Source organism: Nocardia sp. NPDC050713, assembly GCF_040654315.1.
Lineage (GTDB): Bacteria > Actinomycetota > Actinomycetes > Mycobacteriales > Mycobacteriaceae > Nocardia.
Window position 1 is genome coordinate 76,599 of the sequence record NZ_JBFAHS010000008.1, and the last position, 18,847, is coordinate 95,445.

Below are 18,847 nucleotides of genomic sequence, written 5' to 3' on the forward strand. Positions count from 1 at the left end.
CGCCTCGCTGGCGCTCGGCTCCGGCATGCGCGAAGCGCGCTGGCAACATGGTTCGCTCATCGCAGCGCCACCTTCTCCTCGGTGCCCGCGCGCGGACCGAAGAGCAGCTGCGGCGCACCGAACGCGTCGGCCCGCTGCACGGCGACGCCGTAGACGGGTTCGAGGATGTCCGGTGTGAGCACTTCGTCCACCGTGCCCGCCGCGCGGACTCGTCCGTGGTGCAACAGGACAAGGCGGTCGCAGTAGCGGGCGGCCAGATTCAGATCGTGCAGGACGACGATCGTTGTCGTGCCAGGTAGGTCACGGACCAGGCCGAGGAGCTCGTGCTGGTAGCCGATGTCGAGATGGTTGGTTGGCTCGTCGAGCAGCAGGTGGTCGGCTTGCTGGGCGAGGGCGCGGGCGATCAGCACCCGCTGGCGTTCTCCGCCGGACAGGTGCGCGAACGGCCGCTCGGCCAGATGCCGGGCGCCGACTCGTGCCAGCGCGGCGGCCGCGGTGATCCGGTCCGCCCGCGAAATGCCCTGCACCGCATTGGCCCACGGTGCGCGGCCGAGCAGGACCGATTCCGTGACGGTCATGGGGGTGTCCGCGGCGGATTCCTGAGTGACCACCGCGAGCCGCTCCGCCAGCTCCCGCCCCCGCAGGCCGGTGATGGGGATGTCGTCGACGGTGATCACGCCGGAGGTCGGACGCAGCGCCCGGTAGATCAGCCGCAGCAGGGTGGACTTGCCCGACCCGTTGGGACCGATGAGCCCGACGATGTCACCGGGTTCGGCGACGAGGCCGACGCCGTCGAGTACGACCGCGCCGCCGTAGGCGAATTCGATGTCGCGCACTGTGATCATCGGCTCGCCGCCTCGGCGAACAGCCGGGAGATGCCCTCGGGTGGACCGGGGCGCCACGAGCGATGTACGTCCACCGACACCGCGAACTGCGCACAAACCCGCTGTGCCGCGACCGTTTTCGCCGCCACCTCGGGGTCGCGCTCGTCGAGCAGGATGCCGGTGGTTGTTCCGCTGTGCGCGACGACAACGCCGAGAGCGCCGATGCGTTCGGCGGCGGCGATGGTGGCTTCCAGGTGCGGACGCTCACGCAGCGGTGCGCTGAGGCGGGCGCTGCGGGTGGACACCGCGCCGATGGTGGCGGCATCGCCCCGGGCGACGGCCTCGGTCAGTGTGGCGAGCAGCGAACTGTATTCGCGTGCGATGACGGGCGGCACGGCAGGCCGATTCCGGTCGAAGGCGACCGTGTCGACACAGCCGCCCTCGTCACCGGTGACGACGGTCAGCGGCGGCAGCGCGCCGAGCGCGGCCAGCAGGCGGACCTCGCGATGGTAGTAGGCCACGGCTCCCGGATACATGATGCCGTCGGAGGGTTCGATGCCGCGCAAGACGGCCTCGATCTCGGTGGCGGCCAGTGTCCTGCCCTCCGCGTCGGCGACGGCGCGTGCGGTCGCGACCAAGTCGGCGGTGGAGCTTGCCAGGCCCTTACCCTCGGGCAGGTCACCGAGCACGGTGAGCACGCCGCCGCGCAGCGCCGCGGATCCGGCGAGCACGGCGGCCGCGACAGCACGCGACTTGGTCTTGTGGGCGGGCACGACGGTCACGTCGTCGCGGCCGGCGTCGGGTTCGAACACGGCCACCGAGCCGCGAGTGATCGGCAGGGTGACCAGGAAATCGCGCCCGTTCTCGGCGGTGACGCCCTGGAGAAGTTCGCCACAACTGCCGAAGGCTGCGCCGACGCCGACGCGGATCGGGATGCTCATCATGCCTCCCCGCCACGGGCCTGGCGGGCGACCACGTGCAGTCGGTCGCCGTCGAGACGGTCGCCGAGTGTTCCGTCACCGGGCCACGCCGGTGTGGTCAGCGGGCCCGGTTGGTCGAACAGGGCCAGCACCTCGAATCCGGCACTGTCGAGCAAGTGACGCAGTTCCTGCGGGAAGAGCAGCCGCCAGGCGGTGTGCTTCGCGACCGGCTCCGCGCAGCCCGGCCAGGTCCAGACCCGTTCCCGGCGCAGCAGCTGGGCGGGCAAGTCGACGGTGAGGCGGGTGCGCGAGGTGTAGGTCAGTCCCTCCCATTCGATGTGTCGCTGCGGCTGGTCGTCGAGAAGTTCGCGACGGCCGCGGTCGGTCAGCAGGAAGGCGCCGTTGCGCATCTCGAGGACGAGCAGGCCGCCCGGCCGCAGGCAGGAGGCGAAACGGTGCAGTGCGGTAAGCACGTCGGCGGTGTCGTGCAGGTGCAGCAGGGTGCTGCCAAGACAGGTGAGCACGTCCACCGGGGCCGGGGTATCGAGGGTGCGCAGGTCGCCGACCACGAATTCGACGGCGGGGCAACGGGTCCGGGCGTAGCGGACCATCTGTTCGGACAGGTCGACGCCGCGCACCCGAAAGCCGAGTTCGGCCAAGCGGGCGGCGTCGCGGCCGGTGCCCGAGCCCGCGTCGAGCAGGCTGAGCCGCGGGCCGGTGCCGAAGCGGTCCACCAGGTCGGCGACGAATCGCGCGTTGTCCGCACCCGTGCCGGGGAAGGTGCGCTCGTAGAGAGCGGGATTGTCGGTGAGCAGGTTCTCGCTGAAGCGGACCGGGCCTGCGGGGGTCATCGGTTGCCTTTCGCGGGGCGCAGCGACTGCGCCGGGGAGGTCGATACTTCGGGGCCGGGCAGGAGACGCGCGCGGTGCAAGGCCAAGACCGCTGCGGCCGAGCCGAATCCGACGGCGGCGCACACCAGGGCGGGCGGCCACCCCAGCGGCCCGCCGCCGTGGTCGACGACCGCGCCGACCAGCGCACCGGCGGCCAACGTGAGCAGGCCCGAAGCCAAATAGAAAGCGCCGTAATAGGTTCCGGTGAGGGTGGGGCCGGAGAAGCGTGGGATGGCCTCGTTCACGAACGGCTGCGCCACCGTCACCCCCAGTGCCAGCACCACCGCGCCGAGCAGGACGGGAGCGATGCGCACGGCGACCTCGGCGACGGCGGTCCCTGCGGGAGGATCGGCTGCTGCCGCCAGAGGTACCGGCAGGAATGCCGCGCCGAGCAAAGCCATTCCGGCGGCCATCATCGGGCCGCGCTCGCCGCGGCGGCCCAGCACTCTGGTCACCGGAACCTGCAACACCACCACCGCGACGGTCTCCACGACGAAGAGGGCGGCGACGGCGGCCGGACCCGCGGCGGCCCCGGCCAGGTCGCGTGCTTGCAGGGTGAACAGCAAGTACAGCTGGCTCTGCAGCACGAACAATCCGGCCAGCGCCAGCGAGAACGCCCAGAACCGGCGGTCGGTGAACACGGTGGCGAAATCCGCGCGCAAGGTGGTGCCGCTCGGCGGTACGGGCCGGTTCGGCAGGAGCAGCAGCTGCGCCACGGTCAATCCGGCGAACACCGCTGCCGCCGTCAGCGCGGTGATCCGGAAACCCACTCCCACCAGCACGGTCCCAATCACCGGACCGAGCGCGCACCCGGCATTGCCGAACACGTTGAACCAAGCGAAAGCTTGCGCCGCGCGGTCCTCGCTGTCACGAGCGATGTAGGCGCGCACGGCCGGGTTGAACAGGGCGCCCGCGAATCCGGTGAGCACCGACCCGGCCAGCACCACCGGCAGCGACCCACCGATCGCGAACAGCACGAAACCGATCGCGCGGATGCCAGCGCCCACGATGATCACCCCGCGCGCGCCGAGCCGGTCCGCGGCCGACCCACCCACCAGGAACAAGCCTTGCTGGCTGAGATTGCGTACGCCGAGGACAACGCCGACGACCGTCACCGACAGCGCCAAATCCGTGCGCAGGTAGTCGGCCAGAAACGGCACAAGCATGAAGAACCCGATATTGCCCAGGCACTGATTGGCCAGCAGCAACCGCACCGAACGCGGGAGACTCCGCAGCTCCATCAAGGCGCTCACCGCGCGGCCACCGCGGTGGTGACGCCGAGACCAGGTCCGGCCGGTGTGCTCAGGACGCCGTCGGCTGCTCCGAGGCCGGTCCACGGGTCCTCGGCCAGTAGCAGGTGCCCGTCGAGGTCGACCCAGCGTGCGGCGCCGAGCAGATGCACCGCCGGGGCGATGCCGAGCGAGCTGGCGGCCTGGCAGCCGAGCATCACGTCCAGGCCGCGGTCGCGGGCGTGGCCGATCATGGCGAGCGCGGCATCGAGCCCGCCGCATTCGGCGAGTTTGATGTTGATGCCGCCGATCCCGTCCGGTAGCCGGTCCAGGTCGGCGACGGTGCCCGCGTCCTCGTCGGCGATCACCGGCATCGGCGCACGGGCGGCGACCTCGGCCAGCCACGCGGGCCGACCGGCGGGCACCGGCTGCTCGACGGCGGCGATATCGAGCTCGGCCAATGTCCGCAGCACCGTCACCGCGGTAGCGGCGTCCCAGGCGCCGTTGGGGTCGAGCAGCAGGGTCGCCGACGGGGCGACGGCACGCACCGCGCGGACGCGGGCGATGTCGTCGGCGGGGTCGGGCGCGCCGAGTTTCATCTTCACGACGGAGAACCCGGCAGCGATCAGTTCGGCGGTGCGGTCGCCGGCCTCGGCGACGCTCGTCAGGCCGATCGTGCAGGCGGTCGGTACCCGAACGCGCTGAGGCAAGCCGAGATACGTCGCGACGGACACGCCTGCGCGGCGGGCCAGCAGGTCGTGCACCGCGCTGTCGACGGCGCAGACCACCGGCGGCGGGAAGGTGGTGCGCAAGCCGGACAGGTTCGCGCGAAGTTGTTCGGGCGCATCGCATGCCTCGACCCGGGCGGCCAGTTCGGTGAGCGCGGTGGTGATGCGGACGGTGTCGAGTCCCAGCCGGGGGCTGGTGACCACTTCACCCCAGCCGTGGTCTTCCCCGTCGCTCAGGCGCACCCACACCGCGTCGCGTCCGGACATGCTCGCGCGGGAGATGCGAAGGGGGCGAGCAAGTTCCAGCCGGTCGGTCTGCCAGGTGATCCTCATGCTCCCACCTGCTCGCGACGGGGATCACGCACCACCGCGCACCGAGCCCAGCCGTGGACCTCGGCGGCATCCGGGGCGGCGAGCTCGTCCGGTTCGGTGGCCGGTATCGCGGTGAGACCGTTCCGGCGGCACCAGTCGTCGTCGTAGATCGAGCGCAGGTAGCGATGCGGTCCGTCCGGAAACACCGTGAGGACGCGGGAATCGGGTTCGCGCCGAGCCAGCCAGTCCGCGACCAGGGCGGTCGCCCCGGTGCTCCAGCCACCGGCGACGCCGGTCCGTGCGGCGAGCTCCCGGCAGGAGGCCACCGCTTCGGCCGCACCGACCCAGTGCACCTCGTCGAAGTCGTCGTAGGCCACATTGCGCGGCAGGATGCTGCTGCCGAGGCCGCGCATCAGGCGCGGCCGGTCGGGCTGGCCGAAGATCCGCGACCCGGTCGCGTCCACGCCGACGACCCGCAGATCCGGCCAGCGGGTGCGCAGGACCCGGGTCAGGCCCGCGCAGTGCCCGCCCGACCCGATCGCGGCGACCAGGACGTCGGCTCGGTCGACTTGGTCCAGTATCTCCTGGCCCATGGCGGTGTATCCGGCCGCGTTGTCGGGGTTGTCGTACTGGTCGGGCCAGTAGACGCCCGGTGTCGCGGCAACGAGGGCGGCGAGCCGGTCGAGGCGGGCCTGCTGCCATCCACCGTCGGGGTGTGGTTCGGTGACGATGTCGAGTCCGACGCCGAAGGCGGTGAACAGGGAGCGCATCTCCGGTTCGAGACCGGCGTCGACCACGAGGGTCACCGGATGGCCGAGCGCTTTGCCCGCCAGGGCGAGGCCAAGTCCCAGTGTGCCGCTGGTGGATTCGATCACCGGCGCACCGGCCGCGAGCTCGCCGCGGGCGCGGGCGGCGGTCAGCATGGAGACCGCGGCGCGTGCTTTCATTCCCGCGATGCTCGCCGCCTCCAGTTTGGCCAGATAGTGGGTGGCGCCGGCCGGGACCGGGATCACGGGAGTACCGCCGACCAATGCCAGCAGATCCGGTTGGGGTTTCACTCGTCCACCCCGCCGCGGTAGTGGAACAGAGTGCTCGGTCCGCCGTCGAGAGAGAAGAACGGATACGGCTCGGCCGACACGGCGTACACACCGGCGCCGAGGAACCACGGCAGCACCGCACTGCCACTCTGGGCGTAGGCGACGAGCGGGAGCGAGCGGTCCCGAGCCTCGGCCGCCAAAGCGTCGAAGGAACCGTTGCCCAAGGTCATCCCGGTCACCAGCATGGCGTCGTAGTCGCGGTCGACTCCGTCGAGGTCGCGATGCACCGGTTCGCCCCACTCGGTGGTGCCGCCAGCGAAATCGCAAGGGATATAAGTTATTCCGCGCTCACGCAGCGCGGCGAGCAGCGACCCGACCACGCCGACGACCAGCACGCGGCGGGTGCGGTCGGGCAGCAGCGCCACCACCGCCCGCGCCCGCTGCCGCGATTTCGTCAGGCTGTCGCCGGGCTCGATCGTCACCGCACGGGCCATCGTGCCGACTGCCGCCGGATGCGGGCGCAGGTGCATCAGATAGGCGTCCAAGGCGGCGATGCGCACCGGGAGCAGCGGGTGCCGCAGGAGATCGGCCACGCGGACGCCGACACAGTCGTCGAGCAGTTCGTCGTTGTCGGCGGTGGGCTCGACACTGCACGAGCCGACCGAGGCTCCGGTGCGCAGGCCGAGCACGGCATTGCGGTAGCCGCTGCGGCTGCCTCGGTGGCGGGTGTCGTATCGGGTGAGGAAGGCGTTGGAGATCGTGAGGGTCGCCGGGTCGGGGCCGAGGCGTCCGTCCGCGGCCCGGGTCAGGAGTTCGGCGACCGAATGCGCGGCGGTGGTCTGCACGGGACTCATGAGGCGACCTCGACCGACAGCTTTTCGATCAGCGACTGAGCGAGATCGCCTGCGGTGTCAGCGGATTCGACGGCAACCATGACGTGACCGAGATAGTTGTTGTTGTTCGTCGCGGCCCGCACGGTCGCGCCGGGTTCGGCGAGGGTGTGCTCGACGATCCGCGGGTCGAGCGGCCAGTCCTGCGCACCCGTCAGCGCGGTCAAGGTGCCCGCCTCCTGTGGCACCACGAAAGCGATGGCGGCACTGCCGATTCCGGTGGGCCGCACCGTCAGATCGGGCGTCTGCCCCGCGGCGACCTGCGCGTGGACGGCCGCCAGATCGATGCCGGTGACCCGGCGGACGAGTTCGGTGATGCGGTTGCCCGCCGGGCGCGGGTTCACCTCGATCAAACGCGGACCTTCCGCGGTGAGCATGATCTCGATGTGGGCGACGGTGTCGTCGAGACCGAGCGCGGAGATCGCGGCGCGGGCCGTGCCGGTGAGGGCGTCGTGTTCGGCCGGGGAGAGCGCGGCGGGGAACATGTGTCCCGCCTCGATGAACGCCGGGGCGCCGGTGAGCCGTTTGTCGGTGACCCCGACCACCGTGGTGATGCCGCGGGCGGTCACCGTCTCGACACTGAATTCCGGTCCATGCAGGAGCTTTTCGACGAGTACCTGAGGTGAGCGCTCCTGGCCGCGGGCATTGCGTGGGAATCCGCCGAGCGCGTCCAGCGCCTCGCGCAGTTGGGCGTCGTCCTCGGCGCGGGTCACGAACATGCCGCCGCACAAGTCGACCGGTTTGACCACCACCGGGTATCCGATGCCCCGCGCCGCCTCGACGGCCTCCTCGGCGCCCGTCACCACCGCGAACGCCGGACCCGGAACGCCCGCGGCTCCGCACAGTTCCCGGGTGCGGTGCTTCTGGCAGGCCGCGGCGACCGCGTCGCGGCCGGGGCCGGGCAGACCCAAGTCGGCGGCGATCGCCGCCACGGTGGCCAGGTAGTAGTCGCAGGACGACAGCACCCCGTCGAAGCCGAGCACCTCGTGCAGGCGCCGCACGTACGGCAGCAGCGTGTCCTCGTCATTGGTCTCGGCGGTGAGCACATTGGCCGCGCCGAGCAGCGGATGCGTACCCGGCTTCCCGCGCAGGTAGTGCCCCAGATCGCGAGTCAGGAAGCTGAACGTGTGCCCGCTGTCCCCGATTCCGGCCGGCAGCAGTGTGCTCATCGATCCGACCCAGCTCTCCACCATCAGCAGGTGTCCCAACAGAAGCCTCCAAACCTCACGCAGACGCTAATGATAACCATTATCTTTAAATAGACGACAAGTCAGCGGCGCGACGCCCTTGCGGCACAGCGCGTTTCGTCGACCGATTTGCGCTAACGATAATCATTATCAATAGTAGGGCAGCCGACGCACCGCTCGGCACTGTTCGACAACGAGGAACATCTCCATGCTGATGAGGACCCTGGCTCTGCCCGCGCTGGCTCTGGCCGCGCTGACCACCGCCACCGCCACCGCGCACGCCACACCGGAATCGCCGGTGTCCTTCACCGCGCACGCCACCGACACCGCCTCGATCATCGAGATCGATTCCGGTGCATTGGCGGTCGAGGACGGAGCGCTGAAGGTGAAGTCGCCGAGTGGGACCGTGATCGCCGCGACCCCGCTGACCTTCGGCATCGATGACTTCCAGTTCCCGATCCGCGCCGACATCGACGGCCGCACCGCGACCCTCACCCCGGAACTGTCCATGGACAAGGCCGTCTACAAGCCGGTCGCGCTGCCCTTCGAGGACAAGGCGCCGTGGAAGACCGAATACGAACGGGAGCAGGCAGCCTGGTCCCGGATGACCAGCACCATCAGCATGGGCGCCAGCATCGGCACCCTGGTCGGCGGCCTCGGCGGCGGCGCCGTCGGCTGCGTGCTCGGCGGCATCGTCGGGGCTACGGTCGCCTCGGCCACCATCGTCGGCCTCTTCGGGCCCTTCATCCCCGCCGCCGCCGTCGGCTGCATCGGCGGCATCCTCGCCGTCGGCGCCCTCGGAACTCTCGCAGGCCAGATCTTCGTGACCGCACCGGTCGCCATCGGCGCGGCCATCCAGTACTTCACCACCATCAACGCACCGTTCACCCCGACCGCGAAGTGACTATCCCCGGGTGGCTGGTCACACGACCGGCCACCCGGTCGGCCTCGTGCTGCAGCAAGATTCGTGAGCCCGAACCGGGCGATACCATCGTTCTCCTCGACAAAGACGGTTCGGCGAATACATCGCACCGGCCGATCGCGTGCTCCTGGTCACCCTGCCGTAACGGACATCCCCTAGAGAACAGCGCGGGAAGGCCGCGAACCGAGGTCAGCTCGCTGTCGTCGGTACGTAGGGGATGTTCTGGGAACTGTTGTCGTCCACGCGAATCGGGCGGCCCAGTTGCGGAAAGGCGCGCTGTGCGCAGTCGGTTCGCTCGCAGACCTTGCAGCCCGCGCCGATCGGCACCGCAGTGCGCGGGTCGTCGACGGGCAGTCCGTGCGAGTAGACGAGCTTGCCCGCGTAGGCCAGGTCGCAACCCAGGCCGATGGCGAAATCCCTTTTGGCAGAGAGATATCCGGGAGTCTTCTCGTCGGTGGTTCGGGCCAGCCACAGGTAGTTGCGTCCGTCGGGCATCCGCGCGATCTGGGTGCGGATGCTGCCCGGGGTGGCGAACGCCTCGTGCACCACCCACAGCGGGCAGCTGCCGCCCACCCGGGAAAAGTGAAAGGCGGTGGCGGACTGGCGTTTCGAGATGTTTCCGGCACGGTCGGTGCGGACGAAGAAGAACGGCACGCCCCGCTTGCCGGGACGCTGCAGGGTCGACAGGCGGTGGCAGACGGTCTCGAAGCCGACCTCGAATTTCGCCGCCAGCAATTCGATGTCGTAGCGCAGGGTTTCGGCCGCGTCCCAGAACTGGGTGTAGGGCAGGATCAGCGCTCCGGCGAAATAGTTGGCAAGCCCGATGCGCAGCAGTCCGCGCGAACCTTCGGGCACGGTGTCCGCGTCGTCGATCAGGTCGGCGATGACCCGGGCCTGAGTGAGAAAGGCCAGCTGCGTGGCCAGCTGGAACGCGCGTTGCCCTGGGCTGAGCCGCCGCGCCAGGGTCAGCACGTTCCCGTTCGGATCGTAGACCCGTTTGGGGCCAGGGTGATCGGGATCGTCGGTGCGTATCGCCACCGCGATGCCGTGCTGTTCGCGCAGCAGCCGGGTCAGCTGCAGGTCCAGGCCGCCCAGGCTAAATCCGTTGCGGGCGAACAGCTCCTCGGCGGCCAGGTCGAGTTCGGGAATATGGTTGCGTCGGTCGTAGAAGTAGTCGCGGACGTCCTCGTAGGGCATAACGGAAGCGGAACCCGTTATGGCGCCTTCGATTCCGGCCGACACCCGCTCCATCTGCTCGGTAGCGCCGCGCAAGCGCCGATGCAAGCCGACCAGCAGCCGCGCGGCCGCGGGCACTCGGGCCACCAAGTCGTCCATCTCGGCCGTGGTGATGCTCGCGCCGTCGGGGTCCTCGGCGAACACATCCTGCAGGTCGGCGATGAGCCGGGCGTCGGTGTCGGCGGCGAAGAAGCCCATGTCGAGGTCGTAGCGCGCATTGAGGCGCAGCAGCACCGGAACGGTCAGCGGACGTTGATCGTGCTCCAGCTGATTGATGTAGCTCACCGATAGCCCCACCTCCTTCGCCAGCGCCGACTGCGAGAGCCCGCGCTGTTCCCGGAGCGTGCGCAACCGAGCACCCGCGTACATCTTCTGCATGCGTTCAGTCTAGTGGCTTCGGCTTCCACAACTTTCACAATTTCACAGATCCATTTCCACAAAATTAGGCATTTGCGTGACATTTCCCTCGGACTTGGCGCTGTGTAGCGTGCGAAATGTACCGGTGAAAATCGACTTCTTGGAGGCTTCGACCGTGAAGAACCATCTCGTCCGCACCTACCGTTCTGCGGAGCACTTTCCGCGCGAGGAGCATCTCGCGTGGAAGATCGCCGAGGTGGCCGCGGATGCCGTGGAGGTTGCTGCGGACACGGAAGAGATGATCGTCAACCGGATCATCGACAACGCGGCTGTCGCCGCGGCCTCGGTCACCCGCCGTCCGGTCGCCAATGCCCGCGCGCAGGCGCTGACCCACCCTTACCAGCCGGGCGCGACGGTCTTCGGCGTCGAGGGCCGTTTCTCGCCGGAGTGGGCGGCCTGGGCCAACGGCGTCGCCGTGCGCGAACTCGACTTCCACGACACCTTCCTCGCCGCGGAGTACTCGCACCCGGGTGACAACATCCCCGCGATCCTGGCCGTGGCCCAGCACACCGGCCGCAGCGGCCGCGACCTGATCCGTGGTCTGGCGACCGGCTACGAGATCCAGGTGGATCTGGTGCGCGGAATCTGCCTGCACGAGCACAAGATCGACCATGTAGCGCACTTGGGCCCCTCGGCCGCTGCCGGTATCGGCACGCTGCTCGGCCTGGACACCGAGACCATCTACCAGGCCATCGGCCAGGCGCTGCACACCACCACCGCCACCCGCCAGTCCCGCAAGGGCGAGATCTCCAGCTGGAAGGCCTACGCGCCCGCGTTCGCCGGGAAGATGGCCGTCGAGGCCGTGGATCGCGCGCTGCGCGGCGAGGGCGCGCCCTCGCCGATCTGGGAAGGCGAGGACGGCGTGATCGCCTGGCTGCTCGGCGGTCCCGGCAAGGAGTACATCGTGCCGCTGCCCAGCCCGGGCGAGGCCAAGCGCGGCATCCTCGACACCTACACCAAGGAACATTCCGCCGAGTACCAGAGCCAGGCTCCGATCGACCTGGCGCGGCGTATGCGCGATCGCATCGGCGACCTGGATCAGATCGCCTCGATCGTGCTCCACACCAGCCACCACACCCACTACGTGATCGGCACCGGATCCAACGATCCGCAGAAGTTCGATCCCTTCGCCTCTCGCGAAACCCTCGACCACTCGGTCATGTACATCTTCGCGGTCGCGCTGCAGGACGGCACGTGGCACCACGAGCGCTCCTACGCTCCGGAGCGTGCGCAGCGCCCGGACACCATCGAGCTGTGGAAGAAGATCTCCACCGCGGAGGACGCCGAGTGGACGCGGCGCTACCACTCCACCGACCCGAACGAGAAGGCCTTCGGCGCGCGCGCCGAGGTCACCCTGAAGAGCGGTGAGGTCATCACCGACGAGCTCGCGGTCGCCGACGCCCATCCGCTCGGCGCGCGGCCGTTCGCCCGCGAGCAGTACATCGCGAAGTTCCGCACCCTCGCCGAGGGCGTCGTGGAGCCCGCCGAGCAGGATCGCTTCCTGGAAGTGGTCCAGCGCGCGGGCGAGCTGTCCGCCGCCGAGCTGTCGGAGCTCAATTTCACCGTCTCGGCGGACGTGCTCGCCCGCGCGCCCAAGTCCCCGAAGGGTCTGTTCTGATGACCGGGCTCCTGGCTGCCGCCACCTCCGCCGCCGACAAGCGGGCCGCGTTCAAGGCAGGACTGACCTCGGGGCAGGTCCAGCGCTTCCCGGGCGCGTTCAACCCGCTGGTGGCCAAGCTGATTCAGGAGATCGGCTTCGAAGGCGTCTATGTCTCGGGCGCGGTGCTCTCAGCCGACCTCGGCCTGCCGGATATCGGCCTCACCACGCTCACCGAGGTCGCCGGTCGCGGTCAGCAGATCGCGCGGGTCACCGACCTGCCGGTGCTCATCGACGCCGACACCGGATTCGGCGAACCCATGAGCGCCGCGCGCACCGTCACCATCATGGAGGACGCCGGAATCGCGGGTCTGCACCTCGAGGACCAGGTGAACCCGAAGCGGTGCGGGCATCTGGACGGTAAGGCCGTGGTGCCCGCCGACGAAATGGTGCGCCGCCTGCGCGCGGCGGTGGCCGCTCGCCGGGATCCGGACTTCGTGATCTGCGCGCGCACCGACGCCGCCGGGATCGAAGGCATCGACGCGGCGATCGACCGGGCGAAGGCTTACGCCGACGCGGGCGCGGACCTGATCTTCACCGAGGCCCTGCACACCCCCGCCGATTTCGAGAAGTTCCGGGCGGCGGTCTCGATTCCGTTGCTGGCCAACATGACCGAGTTCGGCAAGTCCGAGCTGCTCACGGCCGAGACGCTGGAGTCCATCGGCTACAACGCCGTCATCTACCCGGTGACGACGCTGCGGCTGGCCATGTACGCCGCCGAGACCGGGCTGCGGGAGATCTTCGAGAAGGGCACGCAGGCCGACCTGCTCGACCGGATGCAGCACCGCAGCCGCCTGTACGAGCTTCTGCAGTACCAGCGCTACAACGAATTCGATTCCGACATCTTCAATTTCACATTGGGAAGGAACCAGTGATGGTGGAGACCGCGATACCGACCATCTACAAAGGTCTCGCCGGCGTCGTCGTCGACACCACCTCGATCTCCAAGGTGGTGCCGGAAACCAACTCCCTGACCTACCGCGGCTACGCGGTCCAGGATTTGGCGGCGAACTGTAGCTTCGAGGAGGTCGCCTACCTGCTCTGGTATGGCGAACTGCCGAACGCTGCGCAGCTCGCGCTGTTCAACCAGCGGGAACGTGCCGCGCGGCGGGCCGATCGCTCGCTTCTCGCACTGATCGCGAAGATGCCCGAGAACTGCCATCCGATGGATGTGGTGCGCACGGCGATCAGCTACCTGGGCGCCGAGGACCCGGCCGAGGACGACAACACGCCGAAGGCCAACCTCGCCAAGGCACTGCGCATGATGGCGGTGCTGCCGACCATCGTGGCCGCCGACCACCGGCGTCGCCGGGGCTTGGATCCGATCGCGCCGCACTCGCACAGGGGTTTCGCGGAGAACTTCCTGAACATGTGCTTCGGCAAGGTCCCGGCTCCGGAGCTGGTGAAGGCGTTCGAGGTGTCGCTGATCCTCTACGCCGAGCACAGCTTCAACGCCTCCACCTTCGCCGCCCGCGTGGTCACCTCTACGCTGTCGGACATCTACAGCGCGGTCACCGCCGCCATCGGCGCGCTCAAGGGTCCGCTGCACGGCGGGGCGAACGAGGCGGTCATGCACGACATGATCGAGATCGGCGATCCGGCGCTGGCCGAGCAGTGGATGCGCGAGAAGCTGGCCAAGAAGGAAAAGGTCATGGGCTTCGGCCACCGGGTCTACAAGAACGGTGACTCCCGGGTGCCGACCATGAAGAAGGCGTTCTTGGACGTCGCCGCCGTCACCGACGGCGCCAAGTGGGTGCAGATGTACGAGATCCTCGAGCGCACCATGAACGAGGCCACCGGCATCCAGCCGAATCTCGACTTCCCCACCGGCCCGGCGTATTACCTGCTCGGTTTCGATATCGAGGTCTTCACCCCGATCTTCGTGATGAGCCGCATCACCGGCTGGACCGCCCACATCATCGAGCAGGGCGAATCCAACGCCCTGATCCGACCGCTGAGCGAATACGTCGGCGTGCCACAGCGTTCCGTCGTCGCCTGACAGCGTCGGGCACAGTTCCCCTTGCTGGACAAGCGAATCCGGCTCCGACTGGCCGAGACGAGGCACTTCGACACCGCGGTGATGCTGCGCTACCTCGCCGACTGAGGGTGCCTGGCGGACGGCGCGAGCGGTCGCAGCCAGCGCGGCGTATGGAGTCGAACGCGGCGCGGCGTATCACTCTCGCAACGCGGCTGCGGTCAGGGTGAGGTGGTGGGTCAACAACTCGGCCGCGGTGTCGGCGTCGCGGGCCAGTGCCGCCTCTTCCAGCCGACGGTGTTCCTCGGCGCCGTCTCGGCCGGGATTGCGATCCGTCGACCAGCGGCGGGCCAATTCGCTCGCGGTCCACATCCGGTCGAAGGTCTCGAGCAGGACGGGGTTCCCGCAACCCTCCAGCAGCGTCCGGTGGAAGATCCGATGGGCTTCGGACCATGCCTCGCTGTAGTGCTTGCCTTCGTCCGGGAGGAACGCCGGGGTACGGGCCAAACGGTGGTGGGCGGCCCGGACGTCGGCCTCCCAGTCGACGTCGCCGCGCTCGATCGAGAGGCGCAGCACCACCGGTTCGATAGTGCGGCGGGCCTCCGCGATCTCCTGCCAGCGGCGATCGGAGAACGCCGGGACCGCGAAGCCGCGGTTGGGCAGCCGGTCGGCGAGGCCCTCACCGACCACCCTGACCAGCGCTTCGCGCACGACGGCCAAGCTGACGCCTTGCTCTTCGGCGAGGTCTTGGGGTTTGAGTGCGTCACCAGGTGCGTAGTCCCCGCGCATGATCGATTGCCGCACATGGGCGTAGACCTGCTCGGAGAGCATCTGCTTCTCCGGTGTCATCGAGGTGGGGGCCGTCCGGGGCATGGGAATATCGTAGACGATCAGAGCGATAATCGATTATTAGTTCTATGGTCGATTCCCAACGGCTCGAGAGGTACCAGTAGATGAGCGTCAACGACCCCTTCGCCCGCCTGCCCGAGGTGAAATCCTTTACCGTCACCAGCGCGACCGTCGCCGACGGCGCCGCATTGCCGCCCGAGCAGTGGTCCTCCGGCGTCCCCGGCGGGAAAGACATCTCTCCGCAGTTGTCCTGGAGCGGCGCACCGGAAGGCACCAAGAGTTACGCCGTCACCGTCTACGATCCCGACGCCCCGACCGGGTCCGGGTTCTGGCACTGGGCGGTCGCCGACATCCCCGCTACCGTCACCGAACTGCCCGAGGGCGCCGGGGACGACATCGGCTCGGGCCTGCCAGAAGGTTCCTTCCAACTGCCCAACGACGCCCGCGCGGCCCGCTTCATCGGCGCCGCCCCGCCCGCCGGGCACGGCCCGCACCGCTACTTTCTCGTGGTGCATGCCCTCGACGTCGAGTCCATCGGCGTCCCCTCCGACGCCACCCCGGCCTTCCTCGGCTTCACCATGGCCTCGCACATTCTCGGTCGAGCGGTCCTGACCGCCACGGCGGAAACGCCAGGCGAGAACGCCGAGCGCATCGAGGTTTCCCGATTCATCCCCGCGTCCACGGACGCGGTCTTCGCGGTTCTGACGGACCCGCAGGGGCACGTCGAGATCGACGCGTCGGGGATGCTCATGGACGCGGAGGGCGAATCGGTCCGGCGGCCGGGCGACCGCTTCGTGGTTCACATGGACAGGGAAGCCCTCGGGGACCGCCCGCTGGGCAAGTACGACGTCGAGGTCGTCATCACCAAACTCGTTCCGGACCGGGAAATCGCCTGGACCGTCGAAGCCCATGTCCGCCCTCATGTCCGCCACATATACGGCTACCGGCTGGCGCCCGCGACGGGCGGCACGCTGGTCACGTCGTATTACGACTGGTCCGAGCTCGACGACGAGTGGAAGAAGCGGCTGACCTTCCCCGTCGTCCCGAAGTCCGCCCTCAAAGCGACCCTCGGGATCCTCGAACGCACCGTCCGCCGACGCGCGACGGCATGACCAGGTGACAGTCCGATGCTTCGGAGGTAGAGCCAGCTGCACCGGCAGCCCGAGCCTCCACAACCGAGCCGGACACGTCGCTTTGCGTCGCGCATGGATCGGCGACAGGCATCGACTACACCGGTTCCGCCGATCCGTGCAGCAGCGCGGGCACCACCGCTCACCTCTCGATGATTCGTCGGGTGACGCGGTGGTGCCTCGGCAACGGGCGATCAGCCCGCGCTGTCAGCTGTAGTTGTAGAAGCCGCGTCCGCTCTTGCGGCCCAGGCGGCCCGCGTCGACCATCCGGCGCAGCAGCGCGGGCGGCGCGTAGTGCGGCTCGGCGAATTCCGCGTACAGCGACTCGGCCGCTGCCAGCGCGATGTCGAGGCCGACGGTGTCCAGCAGGGTGAGCGGACCCATCGGGTAGCCGCAGCCGCCCTTCATCGCCGCGTCGATGTCCTCGGCCGAGGCGTAACCCGACTCGAGCATCCGCACCGCCTGGCACAGGTACGGGATCAGCAGCGCGTTGACGATGAACCCGGAGCGGTCACCGGCCTGCACGGTGGTCTTGTTCAGCGTGTTCTTCGCGTAGTCGGTGACCGCGGCGGCCGTCTCCGGGGAAGTGACCAGGGTGGAGATGATCTCCACCAGCGGCATCACCGGCACCGGGTTGAAGAAGTGCACGCCGACGACCTGCTCGGGACGCTTGGTCGCGCCCGCCACCTTGATCACCGGGATCGACGAGGTGTTGGTGGCGAGGATGCCGGTCGGCTTCACGATCGCGTCGAGCTTGCCGAAGATCTCGTACTTCAGCGACTCGATCTCCGGGGCCGCCTCGATGACCAGGTCACGATCGGCGAACTCCTCGATATCGAGGGTGACGCGCACCCGAGCCAGCACGGCGTCGGCGTCGGCCTGGGTGATCTTGCCCTTCGTCACCCCGCGCGAGATCGACGCCGCGATCCGCTGCTGCGCCGCGTCGGCGAACTCCTGCTTCGTCTCGAGCACCAGGACTTCACTCCCGGCCTTCGCACACACCTCGGCGATGCCCGCACCCATCGTGCCGCCACCGATCACACCGATCAACTTCACAGTCATGTCTCCTATCCAAAGTCGACACCATTACTAGCAGGGCTCGAAATCAGGCGACGAACAGGAGCCGGGAACACATTCACGGCTGGTATTCCTGCACGAAAACCGTGTCGACTCCCAACTCGCCGACCCCCGCCGCACCACCCGGCTGGCCGAGTGGCGTTTGCCGTCCGGGCAGCGGCTCGGCGAAGAAGCGGGCGTTCTCGATGACGAACTGCTCCTGCCCCGCGGGAATGTCGTCCTCGAAGTAGACCGCCTCGACCGGGCACACCGGTTCGCACGCCCCGCAGTCGATGCACTCGTCGGGCTGGATGTACGCCATCCGATTGCCGACGAAGATGCAGTCGATCGGGCACTCCTCGACGCAGGCCCGATCCAGGACATCGACGCAGGCAGCGCCGACCACGAACGTCACGATGTTCTCCTCTGCCCTTCACACCCCGCGACAAGCGGACGTTCCGATCCTGGTGCCGAATCCTGTGCGTGGGTAGAGGCCTGGTACCGACCACCTCATAAGTTGGCTTTATGGCCTCGCGTTCGATCACCCGACACGGAGCTAGATTTCCAGCACGAGGCGCGTCCCGTGTAGCCGCTCGGTCTCGATTCTGCGGTGCGCCTCCGCGGCGGCGGACAGCGGAAGTAGGTCGACCGCTCGCGGTCGCAGCGCTCCGTCGAGCAGGTGGCGATTGATCACCGTCGCGGCCTCGCGCAGTTGGGCGCTGGTCGCGCGGGAGATGACGAAACCGCGAATCGAACCGTCTTTCAGATACAGCGGTCCCGTCGGGAGTTCGCTCCGGGAAGCGGGGCCCGCGACGATGACGACCCGGCCCCCGACCGCGAGCATCTCCACGGCGTCCACCATGTCGTTGCGACCAGAGGTGTCGATAGAGAGGTCGATGCCGCTGCCGACGATCGCGCTGACCTTGTCGACGATGTCTCGGTCGCGATAGTCGATGGTGTGCGCGGCGCCCACGCGTCGGCAGTACTCATGGTCGTCGGGATGCGCTGTCGCGATGACCGTGCTTCCGGCGCGGCTGATCATGGCGACGAGTGCGCTACCGACATTGCCTGCCGCGCCCGCGATCAGTGCCGTCTCACCCGGCCGGAGATTTCCGTGGGTGAACGCGGCGAGGTAGGCGGTGGCCGCCGGATGGACGACAGCCACCGCCTGCGTCGGAGACGCTCCGTCGGGCAGCGGGTAGAGGCGATCGACGGGAACGACGGCGAGCTCGGAGGCCGCTCCCTGCCGCCCGTCGTGCCCGAGACTGTTACACCAGACCTGATCGCCGGGAGAGAACTCCGGCGAACGCGATTCGACGACGTTTCCGACCAAGTCGCGGCCGATCACGAACGGAAACTCCATCGCGGTCGGGTATCGCCCGGAGCGCACGAAGGTGTCGACATGATCCACCGCCGTGGCCGTGACCCTGACCAGAACATCGTCCGGTTCACACACCGGCGGCGGCAGCTCGCCGTAGACGATCGCTTCCGGCGGCCCGAGTCGTTCGATGTAAGCAGCTCGCACGCGACGGCCCCCTTCGAGTGGGGAGCGGAGTGGGCTCAGTCTGTCATGCGGCCGCCGGACCAG

General features: G+C 68.8%; 17 protein-coding genes and 3 pseudogenes. 7 read left to right on the top strand and 13 right to left on the bottom strand.

The genetic code is table 11. The features are described 5' to 3' along the window. Positions 1–56: 56 nt before the first annotated feature. The 8 genes from AB0H49_RS16925 to AB0H49_RS16960 are packed head-to-tail and all read right to left on the bottom strand — an operon-like array spanning position 57 to position 7,999. Complete coding sequence (locus AB0H49_RS16925) at positions 57–845, bottom strand: ABC transporter ATP-binding protein (RefSeq protein ID WP_357252271.1); 789 nt, start codon at positions 843–845, stop codon at positions 57–59. After that, the gene (locus AB0H49_RS16930) at positions 842–1,765 is read right to left on the bottom strand and encodes a hypothetical protein (RefSeq protein ID WP_357252274.1); all 924 of its coding nucleotides are present in this window, start codon (positions 1,763–1,765) and stop codon (positions 842–844) included. The genes AB0H49_RS16925 and AB0H49_RS16930 overlap by 4 nt, the downstream gene beginning before the upstream one ends. Then, positions 1,765–2,595 (bottom strand): class I SAM-dependent methyltransferase, encoded by an 831-nt coding sequence (locus AB0H49_RS16935; RefSeq protein WP_357252277.1) that lies wholly within the window; start codon positions 2,593–2,595, stop codon positions 1,765–1,767. The genes AB0H49_RS16930 and AB0H49_RS16935 overlap by 1 nt, the downstream gene beginning before the upstream one ends. Then, the gene (locus AB0H49_RS16940) at positions 2,592–3,887 is read right to left on the bottom strand and encodes an MFS transporter (protein WP_357252280.1); all 1,296 of its coding nucleotides are present in this window, start codon (positions 3,885–3,887) and stop codon (positions 2,592–2,594) included. The genes AB0H49_RS16935 and AB0H49_RS16940 overlap by 4 nt, the downstream gene beginning before the upstream one ends. Beyond that, a complete protein-coding gene (locus tag AB0H49_RS16945) occupies positions 3,884–4,924 on the bottom strand; it encodes an enolase C-terminal domain-like protein (RefSeq protein WP_357252283.1) in 1,041 nt (346 codons plus the stop codon). The genes AB0H49_RS16940 and AB0H49_RS16945 overlap by 4 nt, the downstream gene beginning before the upstream one ends. Further along, positions 4,921–5,961, bottom strand: a complete 1,041-nt coding sequence (locus AB0H49_RS16950) for a PLP-dependent cysteine synthase family protein (protein WP_357252286.1) — start codon at positions 5,959–5,961, stop codon at positions 4,921–4,923. Before AB0H49_RS16950 ends, AB0H49_RS16945 begins: the two co-directional genes overlap by 4 nt. After that, positions 5,958–6,794, bottom strand: a complete 837-nt coding sequence (locus AB0H49_RS16955; RefSeq protein ID WP_357252288.1) for a hypothetical protein — start codon at positions 6,792–6,794, stop codon at positions 5,958–5,960. The genes AB0H49_RS16950 and AB0H49_RS16955 overlap by 4 nt, the downstream gene beginning before the upstream one ends. Next, positions 6,791–7,999 (bottom strand): ATP-grasp domain-containing protein, encoded by a 1,209-nt coding sequence (locus AB0H49_RS16960; RefSeq protein WP_357252291.1) that lies wholly within the window; start codon positions 7,997–7,999, stop codon positions 6,791–6,793. Before AB0H49_RS16960 ends, AB0H49_RS16955 begins: the two co-directional genes overlap by 4 nt. A gap of 226 nt (positions 8,000–8,225) precedes the next feature. Between AB0H49_RS16960 and AB0H49_RS16965 the strand changes: the two genes are divergently transcribed. Continuing rightward, a complete protein-coding gene (locus AB0H49_RS16965) occupies positions 8,226–8,921 on the top strand; it encodes a hypothetical protein (protein ID WP_357252293.1) in 696 nt (231 codons plus the stop codon). A 207-nt stretch (positions 8,922–9,128) separates the two neighbouring features. Here AB0H49_RS16965 and AB0H49_RS16970 read toward each other — a convergent pair whose 3' ends face one another. Continuing rightward, positions 9,129–10,553: a short-chain fatty acyl-CoA regulator family protein gene (locus tag AB0H49_RS16970; protein WP_357252295.1), complete on the bottom strand. Its 1,425-nt coding sequence runs from the start codon at positions 10,551–10,553 to the stop codon at positions 9,129–9,131. 154 nt (positions 10,554–10,707) lie between these two features. On the opposite strand from AB0H49_RS16970, the gene prpD reads away from it, so the two are divergent. The 4 genes and pseudogenes from prpD to AB0H49_RS16990 form a co-directional block, all read left to right on the top strand. Next, the gene (prpD, locus tag AB0H49_RS16975; protein WP_357252298.1) at positions 10,708–12,210 is read left to right on the top strand and encodes a 2-methylcitrate dehydratase PrpD; all 1,503 of its coding nucleotides are present in this window, start codon (positions 10,708–10,710) and stop codon (positions 12,208–12,210) included. Next, positions 12,210–13,124: a methylisocitrate lyase gene (prpB, locus tag AB0H49_RS16980; protein WP_357252301.1), complete on the top strand. Its 915-nt coding sequence runs from the start codon at positions 12,210–12,212 to the stop codon at positions 13,122–13,124. The genes prpD and prpB overlap by 1 nt, the downstream gene beginning before the upstream one ends. Positions 13,125–13,126: 2 nt before the next feature. Continuing rightward, a complete protein-coding gene (locus tag AB0H49_RS16985; protein WP_357252650.1) occupies positions 13,127–14,248 on the top strand; it encodes a bifunctional 2-methylcitrate synthase/citrate synthase in 1,122 nt (373 codons plus the stop codon). A gap of 15 nt (positions 14,249–14,263) precedes the next feature. Continuing rightward, a pseudogene (locus tag AB0H49_RS16990) lies at positions 14,264–14,353 on the top strand (dihydrofolate reductase); the annotation flags it as partial. A gap of 69 nt (positions 14,354–14,422) precedes the next feature. Here AB0H49_RS16990 and AB0H49_RS16995 read toward each other — a convergent pair. Continuing rightward, positions 14,423–15,097, bottom strand: coding sequence for a GntR family transcriptional regulator (locus tag AB0H49_RS16995; RefSeq protein ID WP_357252304.1), 675 nt, complete (start codon positions 15,095–15,097; stop codon positions 14,423–14,425). Between the two features lie 80 nt (positions 15,098–15,177). Between AB0H49_RS16995 and AB0H49_RS17000 the strand changes: the two are divergent. Then, positions 15,178–15,714, top strand: a pseudogene (locus AB0H49_RS17000) (YbhB/YbcL family Raf kinase inhibitor-like protein); the annotation flags it as partial. Positions 15,715–15,732: 18 nt separating this feature from the next. Then, positions 15,733–16,185: pseudogene (locus tag AB0H49_RS17005) on the top strand (SRPBCC family protein); the annotation flags it as partial. Between the two features lie 225 nt (positions 16,186–16,410). On the opposite strand, the gene AB0H49_RS17010 reads toward AB0H49_RS17005, so the two are convergent. From AB0H49_RS17010 to AB0H49_RS17020, 3 genes are all read right to left on the bottom strand, one after another. After that, entirely contained in the window at positions 16,411–17,259 is an 849-nt protein-coding gene (locus AB0H49_RS17010; RefSeq protein ID WP_355001162.1) for a 3-hydroxybutyryl-CoA dehydrogenase, read from the bottom strand. A gap of 79 nt (positions 17,260–17,338) precedes the next feature. Beyond that, positions 17,339–17,674 carry a ferredoxin gene (fdxA, locus tag AB0H49_RS17015; RefSeq protein WP_357252307.1) on the bottom strand — a complete coding sequence of 112 codons (336 nt, stop codon included), beginning with the start codon at positions 17,672–17,674 and terminating at the stop codon, positions 17,339–17,341. Between the two features lie 141 nt (positions 17,675–17,815). After that, the gene (locus AB0H49_RS17020; protein ID WP_357252309.1) at positions 17,816–18,784 is read right to left on the bottom strand and encodes an NADPH:quinone reductase; all 969 of its coding nucleotides are present in this window, start codon (positions 18,782–18,784) and stop codon (positions 17,816–17,818) included. Between the last annotated feature and the right edge of the window lie 63 nt (positions 18,785–18,847).